This is a genomic window from Aestuariivirga sp., assembly GCF_044238155.1.
In the GTDB taxonomy this organism is placed as follows: Bacteria; Pseudomonadota; Alphaproteobacteria; order Rhizobiales; family Aestuariivirgaceae; genus Aestuariivirga.
This window is the reverse complement of the sequence record NZ_JBIIDX010000021.1, coordinates 20,855-27,582: the sequence shown is the minus strand read 5'-3', so window position 1 is coordinate 27,582 and position 6,728 is coordinate 20,855. Positions and strand designations below refer to the sequence as shown.

Sequence of the window (6,728 nt, the reverse complement as noted above, 5' to 3'; positions counted from 1 at the left end):
GGCCGCAGCGCCGGTGGCGTCGGTCGAGCCGCTCACCCCGGCGGTTCCGGCCAGCGTGGTCACCACACCGGCGGGGGTGATCTTGCGGATGGTGTGGTTGCGTGAGTCGGCCACGTAGACGTTGCCCGCGCTGTCGGTGGCAATTCCCCTCGGGTCCCGGAAACTGGCCGCAGCGCCGGTGGCGTCGGTCGAGCCGCTCACCCCGGCGGTTCCGGCCAGCGTGGTCACCACACCGGCGGGGGTGATCTTGCGGATGGTGTGGTTGTCCTGGTCGGCCACGTAGACGTTGCCCTCGCTGTCGGTGGCAACGTCGCCTGGGCGGCTAAAACGGGCGGCGGTGCCTGTGCCATCGGCGTTGCCCGACCCGTCCACATTGCCCGCGAACGGGGTCATGGTGGGTGTTGAGGGCACGACGGGCGTGGACGCATCGCTGCCACAGCTGGCCGAGAGGAATCCGAACACGGTGAACAGGCAGGCGAGTAGCAATTTGGTGGAGCGCAGCATGGGGGTAGCTTTCATTCGTTTTGGGTCAGGCAAACCGAGGCGCATACTCCACCGAGCTTTTGGCAGGTACGAACTTGCTGTACCAACTCTTCGTCAAAAGTCACTAAAATGTCAATAAAAGTAAAATAAGTAGGGCCCTCTCGCATGGGCGGGAAGGCGGTGCGTCCTAGAGCCTATTGCAAAATCGAGGTCTTGGCCGCTTGAAGGTAACTTCGCTTCCCGCTCTTTGGGTTGACGAACGGAAGGCAGCGTGATTCCTTTTTTCTTATCCGCCGTTGAGTGATCGCCATGGCTCATTATCTTCTGCAAACCAGATCGTCGCCAACGCTTCCTGCTCCCGCATCTCTACCCTCAAATCCGCGCGTGATCTGGCCCAGGCCTCGCTCGAACGCATCGCCGAACAGGCCAGGGCCTCAAGCGCGCTCACGCCTGAGCGGATTACTGCCTTTGCCAGTCTCCTCAATGAGAAGCTCACCACCGCCGACGCCCAGGCCCGCAAGGCCTATCTCCGGGCCGTGATCTCGGAGATCCGCGTCGATGATGACAGGATCCAGATCATCGGCGACAAGGCCAATCTTGCAGCCGTCGTCGCAGGCCAGCAGACCGCTGCCGGAAAAGTTAGTGGTTTTGTTCGCAAATGGCGCTCCCTGCGGGAATCGAACCCGCCTTTGCAACGTGAGAGGCTGCCGTCCTAACCGATAGACGAAGGGAGCACGCGCGCCGGAAATGCCTATAGAATGGCGGCTGGCCAGTTGCAAGCGGAACGCGCAAGCCCGGATCAGGGCCCGGTCAGGATACGCGAGATAACCGCGTTCTTCTTGACATCCACCACGATCACCTGCTGCCCCGTGTTGATGACCAAGCGATCTCCGTCAATCGCCACTGCCCGGATTTCACTGCCCGGGGGCAGCGCCAGGTTCAGGCTTGCGGCGGCTGGGTTGGGCGCTGGCCCAGATTTGCGGGTCGATTTCCAGATGATTCCGCCAACCAGCGTCATGAAGAGCAGCACCAGAATGATACCCATGATATAGACAATCCGGAGCAGCATCCGGGCAGAGGGCGAAACAGCTACTGGCGGAGCGCTGGCCTGAGCGTCATGTTCATCGGGATTGGTCATCGTCATGCCTTCAACACGCCTCGAAGCCCGCGCTGCAGAGGCCGGACGCCTCGACAAGGCGCTGGCCGCTGCCTTCCCGGACATCAGCCGGTCACGGTTCCAGGCTCTTATTGCGGACGGGGCCGTATCTGTCGAGGGCGTTGCCATCACCGAGGCCCGGCATGCCGTAAGGTCCGGAAACCTGCTCGGCGTCGTTCTGCCCGCGCCGGCCCCCGCGGAACCGCAGCCAGAGGTCATGGCGCTCTCCATCATCCATGAAGATGAGGATCTCATCGTCATCGACAAGCCGGCCGGGCTCGTGGTGCATCCGGGGGCAGGCCATGCAGCGGGAACGCTGGTCAATGCCCTCATAGCCCACTGCGGGGAAAGCCTGTCCGGCATCGGCGGCGTCAAGCGCCCAGGCATCGTCCACCGGCTCGACAAGGATACAAGCGGCCTTCTGGTGGTTGCCAAGACCGACCAGGCACACAAGGCACTTTCGCAGCAGTTTGCCGCCCATGGCCGAGATGGCCGTCTGGCACGCAGCTATCTGGCCATTGTCTGGGGCGTTCCGGAACGCCGCCGCGGCACGATCGCGGCGGCGATCGACCGCAGCACCGCCAACCGCCAGAAGATGGCCGTCTCCCGAGGCTCCCGGGCCCGGGAAGCCGTCACACACTATGACGTTCTGGACATGCTCGGACAGCCTCCGATTGCAAGCCTTGTCCAATGTCAGCTCGAAACCGGCCGGACGCATCAGATCCGCGTCCACATGGCGCACATCGGACACCCCCTTCTCGGCGATCCGGTTTATGGCGCGGGCTTCCGGAGTTCCGCCCAGAAGCTGGGGGCGCCCGCCAAAATGGCCCTCAATGCGTTGAATCGCCAGGCACTTCATGCCCGGACCCTGGCCTTTGAACACCCCCGCAGCGGCAAGATCCTTCGCTTTGAAAGCGCTCCGCCAGAGGATTTCGCCAGGCTTCTGGCAACTCTGCGCTTGAATTCTGCGGAACAGTGACGATCTGTAACCGGTCCGGTGTCTTATTTTCTACGTATTTTGTCGGTAGCAAGGCGTGAATTTGGGAAAGGCGTTGAATGATGGCAAAGACCACATCGCTTCCAGCAATAGCCGCGGGTGAGGCCGGACTGCAGCGTTATCTGCAGGAGATCCGCAAGTTTCCGATGCTGCAGCCCGACGAAGAATACATGCTCGCCAAGCGCTGGAAGGAGCACGGCGATAAGAACGCGGCCGAGAAGCTCATCACCAGCCACCTTCGCCTCGTGGCCAAGATCGCCATGGGTTATCGCGGCTATGGGCTGCCCATCGGAGAGGTAATCTCCGAGGGCAATGTCGGCCTCATGCAGGCAGTGAAGAAATTCGAACCCGACAAGGGATTCCGGCTCGCGACCTATGCCATGTGGTGGATCAAGGCCTCGATCCAGGAATTCGTCCTGCGTTCATGGTCGCTGGTGAAAATGGGCACCACCGCCAATCAGAAGAAGCTGTTCTTCAACCTGCGCAAGGTCAAGAGCCAGATCGAAGCTCTCGAGGAAGGCGATCTTCGGCCAGACCAGGTCAAGCTGATCGCCAAGAAGCTCGGCGTCACGGAAGAAGACGTCATATCGATGAACCGCCGACTCGGCGGCGATGCGTCTCTCAATTCCCAGCTGCGCGACGACGGCGAGGGTGAGTGGCAGGACTGGCTCGTGGATGAGTCCGACAATCAGGAGGACATGCTCGTCCAGTCCGAGGAACAGTCGATGCGACAGGGTCTGCTGCGCGAAGCAATGGACAAGCTCACTGATCGCGAGCGCCGCGTGTTCGAAGCGCGCCGCCTGCAGGATGAGCCCGTCACGCTCGAAGACTTAAGCCAGGAATTCGGCGTCTCTCGCGAACGAATCCGCCAGATCGAGGTGAGAGCCTTCGAGAAGGTCCAGAAGGCCGTGAAGAACGCCTCGCAACGCATGCTGGCTCCCAAGTCGCTGCCTTCCCCCAGCGCATGAGCCGCCCGCGGCCTTACTGAAACAGTCCCTTCTGTCTCGGCGTGCCGAAAAAGATCTGCACGGCCCAGATCTTGTGGCCACGCTGGATCACGCCCGTTGATACGAGCTGGAAGCCACGGCTCACCATATTCTTGCGATGGCTTCGGCTGTCGATCCATTGCTGGAAAAGCGCCCGCAGCTTGGCGTCATCCACGGGCGTATCCCGTGTCTCGCGGGCGGCATTCTCGCCCAACGCAGGATATTTCGTGACATCACCGGCAAAGGCTGACATGCGACCCTGAAAGCTGTTGCCGGTCGAGGCTGTATGGCCCACGAAATTGTGCAGCATCATGTCAGCGGCATGTGCGCGTGCCGGTATCAGGAACGTTGGATCCCGCACCACGGGCTCCCTGCCCTTTTCCCGGCGGTAGGCATTCAGAAGGCCATCGAGTTTCTCCTCCAGATCCGGCCGGAACCTGGCCCCCTCCGGCGGACTGGTGCCAAGCCGGCTGGCATACTCCAGATAGGTCCCTGCCTGTGCCGGCACACCAGCCGCCAGAAGGCCAAGGAGCCCTGCACAGACGAGGCGGCGGCGATGATTGCAGACTGTCATGCGTCCTCCATGGATCACGTTCATCCTGTTCGAGGGTCAGGCAGCGCTTGTCACGATCCGACCTTGCTTATGCCCGTCATTATGGCCAGCCCATGGCAGGCGGCAGTGACATACGCCCACTGCTTGCCCGGCGCGATTGAACTGATTCGGACTTTTCTTCACCATCACCCTGAGCTAGAGCATGAGCCGACCTGATTGAAGAATGGCGAAGAGCGGGCTGGTGGCCCGGCCGAGCCATCCGACGGCGCGACAGGCCCCGGCCCTCCGGGTTCGGTGGCGGCAGGCGTCCGGTTCGTCGCGTTCCTCGCGAGGGCCGCTCCTGCCGGTACGTACCGACGCGACCGGCCGGCGCCGTTTCAATCAGGTCGGTTCTTGCTCTGGCTTGCCTTATTGTCACCTTCATGAGTTCCATGCGCCAACTCTCTGCTCCCAAGGCTGTTTCCCACGCCATCACGTCCATCTGGACGTATCGCCAGGTCGCTCTGCGCGTCGTCCTGATGTGGGTGCCAGTCATGCTGGCACTCGCCATCGTCGAGGTTTGGATGGGTCCGCCCGATCCGGCCGCCACGCAGATCACGGCTCAGGCGGCCGTCCAGCTTCTGGCCGGGCTCGTGTCGTTCATCGCCGTCTGTTCGGTCGCAGTCAGCTGGCACCGCTTCATCCTGCGTGACGAAGTTCCCGGCGGCTTGCGCCTTGATGCAAGTGTGCTGCGCTATGCCGGCAGCACCATCCTGATCATGCTGATGATGTTCATTCCGGCATTGTTTCTGCTTGCAGGAACCGAATTCACGCCAGCTGCGGCGGCAATTGCCGGGCTTGCCAGCCTGATCCTGGTCGGTGGCGCGGTCACCCGGCTGTCGATCAAGCTGCCTGCCGTGGCGCTGGGCAACCATACCTTCACTTTCCGCGATGCCTGGACGGTCAGTGAAGGCAATTTCTGGCCCTGTGTCGGGGTGTTTGCGCTCACCCTCGTGATCGCCTTCGGCTGCGTGGTCCTGCTGCTTGCCGTGTCGGGCATGGCCGGACTGATCGACGCCATGCTCGCTCAAGTGGTACTGACCGTGGGAGCCGCCGTGCTGCAGCTGTTCTATGCGATATTCAATGCCGCGATGTTCACCTCCCTCTACGGATATTTCGTCGAGAAGCGTGATTTCTGAAGCCGGCAAAGACCTCTGATGCTGCTCAATCCGCGAAAGGATCCTTCATCAGGATCGTGTCGTCGCGTTCCGGGCTGGTTGACAGCAATGCCACAGGACACTCGATCAGCTCTTCAAGGTACTTCACGTATTTGATGGCCTGAGCGGGCAGCTGTGCCCAGCTGCGCGCACCGGCAGTCGTGCCTTGCCAGCCTTCGAAATGCTCATAGACAGGAACAACACGCTTCTGCGCCTCTTCGGCAGCCGGCAGCCTGTCGATCCGCCTGCCATCAAGCTCATAGCCGATACCCACCTTGATTTCGGAAAGCCCGTCCAGCACATCGAGCTTGGTGAGGGCAATGCCATGGATGCCAGAGGTCTTGATGGCTTGCCGCACCAGAACCGAGTCAAACCATCCGCAGCGGCGTTTGCGGCCGGTCACCGTTCCAAATTCACGCCCGCGCTGGCCGATGTATTCGCCGACATCATTCTGCTGCTCGGTCGGAAACGGCCCCGAACCCACACGCGTCGTGTAGGCCTTGGCAATTCCCAGCACGTATCCGATCGACGACGGGCCGAGGCCGGACCCGGCAGCCGCCTGACCTGCGACCGTGTTGGATGAGGTGACATAGGGATATGTGCCATGATCGATGTCGAGAAGAATGCCTTGCGCGCCTTCAAACAGTATGCGCCTGCCATCCCGCTTCATGTCGTCAAGCAGCGCCCAGACGGCATCTGAAAAGGGCAGGATGCGCGGGGCAATCTCACCCAGTTCGGAGATGAGATCTGCCGCACTGACCTGCTGCTGACCCATGCCGCGGCGCAAGGCATTGTGGTGCGCGAGAAGCCGCTCGATCTTTGGCCCAATGGTGGAAAGATCGGCAAGATCGTTGACACGTATGGCCCGGCGGCCAACCTTGTCCTCGTAAGCGGGGCCGATACCCCGGCCCGTGGTGCCGATCTTGCCGGCTCCTGCCGCCGCTTCACGCATCTGGTCGAGATCACGATGCAACGGCAGGATCAGGGTGGCATTGCCTGCGATCCGGAGATTCTCCCGCGAGATCGCAACGCCCTGGGATGACAGCTTGTCGATTTCAGCGGCCAGCGCCCACGGATCGATGACCACGCCATTCCCGATCACCGACAGCTTTCCAGGCCGAACGATGCCAGAGGGCAGGAGGGACAGCTTGTAGGTCACGCCGTCGATGACCAGGGTATGGCCGGCATTGTGGCCGCCCTGGAAGCGGACAACCACGTCGGCGCGCTCCGATAGCCAGTCGACCAGCTTGCCCTTGCCCTCGTCGCCCCATTGGGCGCCGACTACCGCGACATTTGCCATTCCCAGTTCCTTTCAGACACAGAGACGGCCCCGGGCGGATTTGCCGCCGGGGCCGTT

Annotated in this window: 6 protein-coding genes, 1 tRNA gene and 1 pseudogene; 3 read left to right on the top strand and 5 right to left on the bottom strand. The window is 61.9% G+C overall.

The features are described 5' to 3' along the window. From ACILRN_RS03750 to ACILRN_RS03740, 3 genes and pseudogenes are all read right to left on the bottom strand, one after another. Positions 1-504: pseudogene (locus ACILRN_RS03750) on the bottom strand (hypothetical protein); the annotation flags it as partial. Positions 505-1,142: 638 nt separating this feature from the next. Continuing rightward, positions 1,143-1,217 (bottom strand) — tRNA-Glu (locus ACILRN_RS03745). A gap of 65 nt (positions 1,218-1,282) precedes the next feature. Further along, positions 1,283-1,627, bottom strand: coding sequence for a hypothetical protein (locus ACILRN_RS03740; RefSeq protein WP_395685691.1), 345 nt, complete (start codon positions 1,625-1,627; stop codon positions 1,283-1,285). On the opposite strand from ACILRN_RS03740, the gene ACILRN_RS03735 reads away from it, so the two are divergent. Both ACILRN_RS03735 and rpoH read left to right on the top strand, forming a co-directional pair. Further along, positions 1,626-2,618, top strand: a complete 993-nt coding sequence (locus tag ACILRN_RS03735) for an RluA family pseudouridine synthase (protein WP_395685689.1) — start codon at positions 1,626-1,628, stop codon at positions 2,616-2,618. The genes ACILRN_RS03740 and ACILRN_RS03735 overlap by 2 nt on opposite strands. Positions 2,619-2,698: 80 nt before the next feature. Next, positions 2,699-3,604, top strand: coding sequence for an RNA polymerase sigma factor RpoH (gene rpoH / locus ACILRN_RS03730; RefSeq protein ID WP_395685693.1), 906 nt, complete (start codon positions 2,699-2,701; stop codon positions 3,602-3,604). A gap of 13 nt (positions 3,605-3,617) precedes the next feature. On the opposite strand, the gene ACILRN_RS03725 is transcribed toward rpoH, so the two are convergent. Continuing rightward, complete coding sequence (locus tag ACILRN_RS03725) at positions 3,618-4,196, bottom strand: CAP domain-containing protein (RefSeq protein ID WP_395685687.1); 579 nt, start codon at positions 4,194-4,196, stop codon at positions 3,618-3,620. Between the two features lie 410 nt (positions 4,197-4,606). Between ACILRN_RS03725 and ACILRN_RS03720 the strand changes: the two genes are divergently transcribed. Further along, positions 4,607-5,353: a hypothetical protein gene (locus ACILRN_RS03720; RefSeq protein ID WP_395685685.1), complete on the top strand. Its 747-nt coding sequence runs from the start codon at positions 4,607-4,609 to the stop codon at positions 5,351-5,353. Between the two features lie 25 nt (positions 5,354-5,378). On the opposite strand, the gene ACILRN_RS03715 is transcribed toward ACILRN_RS03720, so the two are convergent. Further along, complete coding sequence (locus ACILRN_RS03715) at positions 5,379-6,671, bottom strand: adenylosuccinate synthase (protein WP_395685683.1); 1,293 nt, start codon at positions 6,669-6,671, stop codon at positions 5,379-5,381. Between the last annotated feature and the right edge of the window lie 57 nt (positions 6,672-6,728).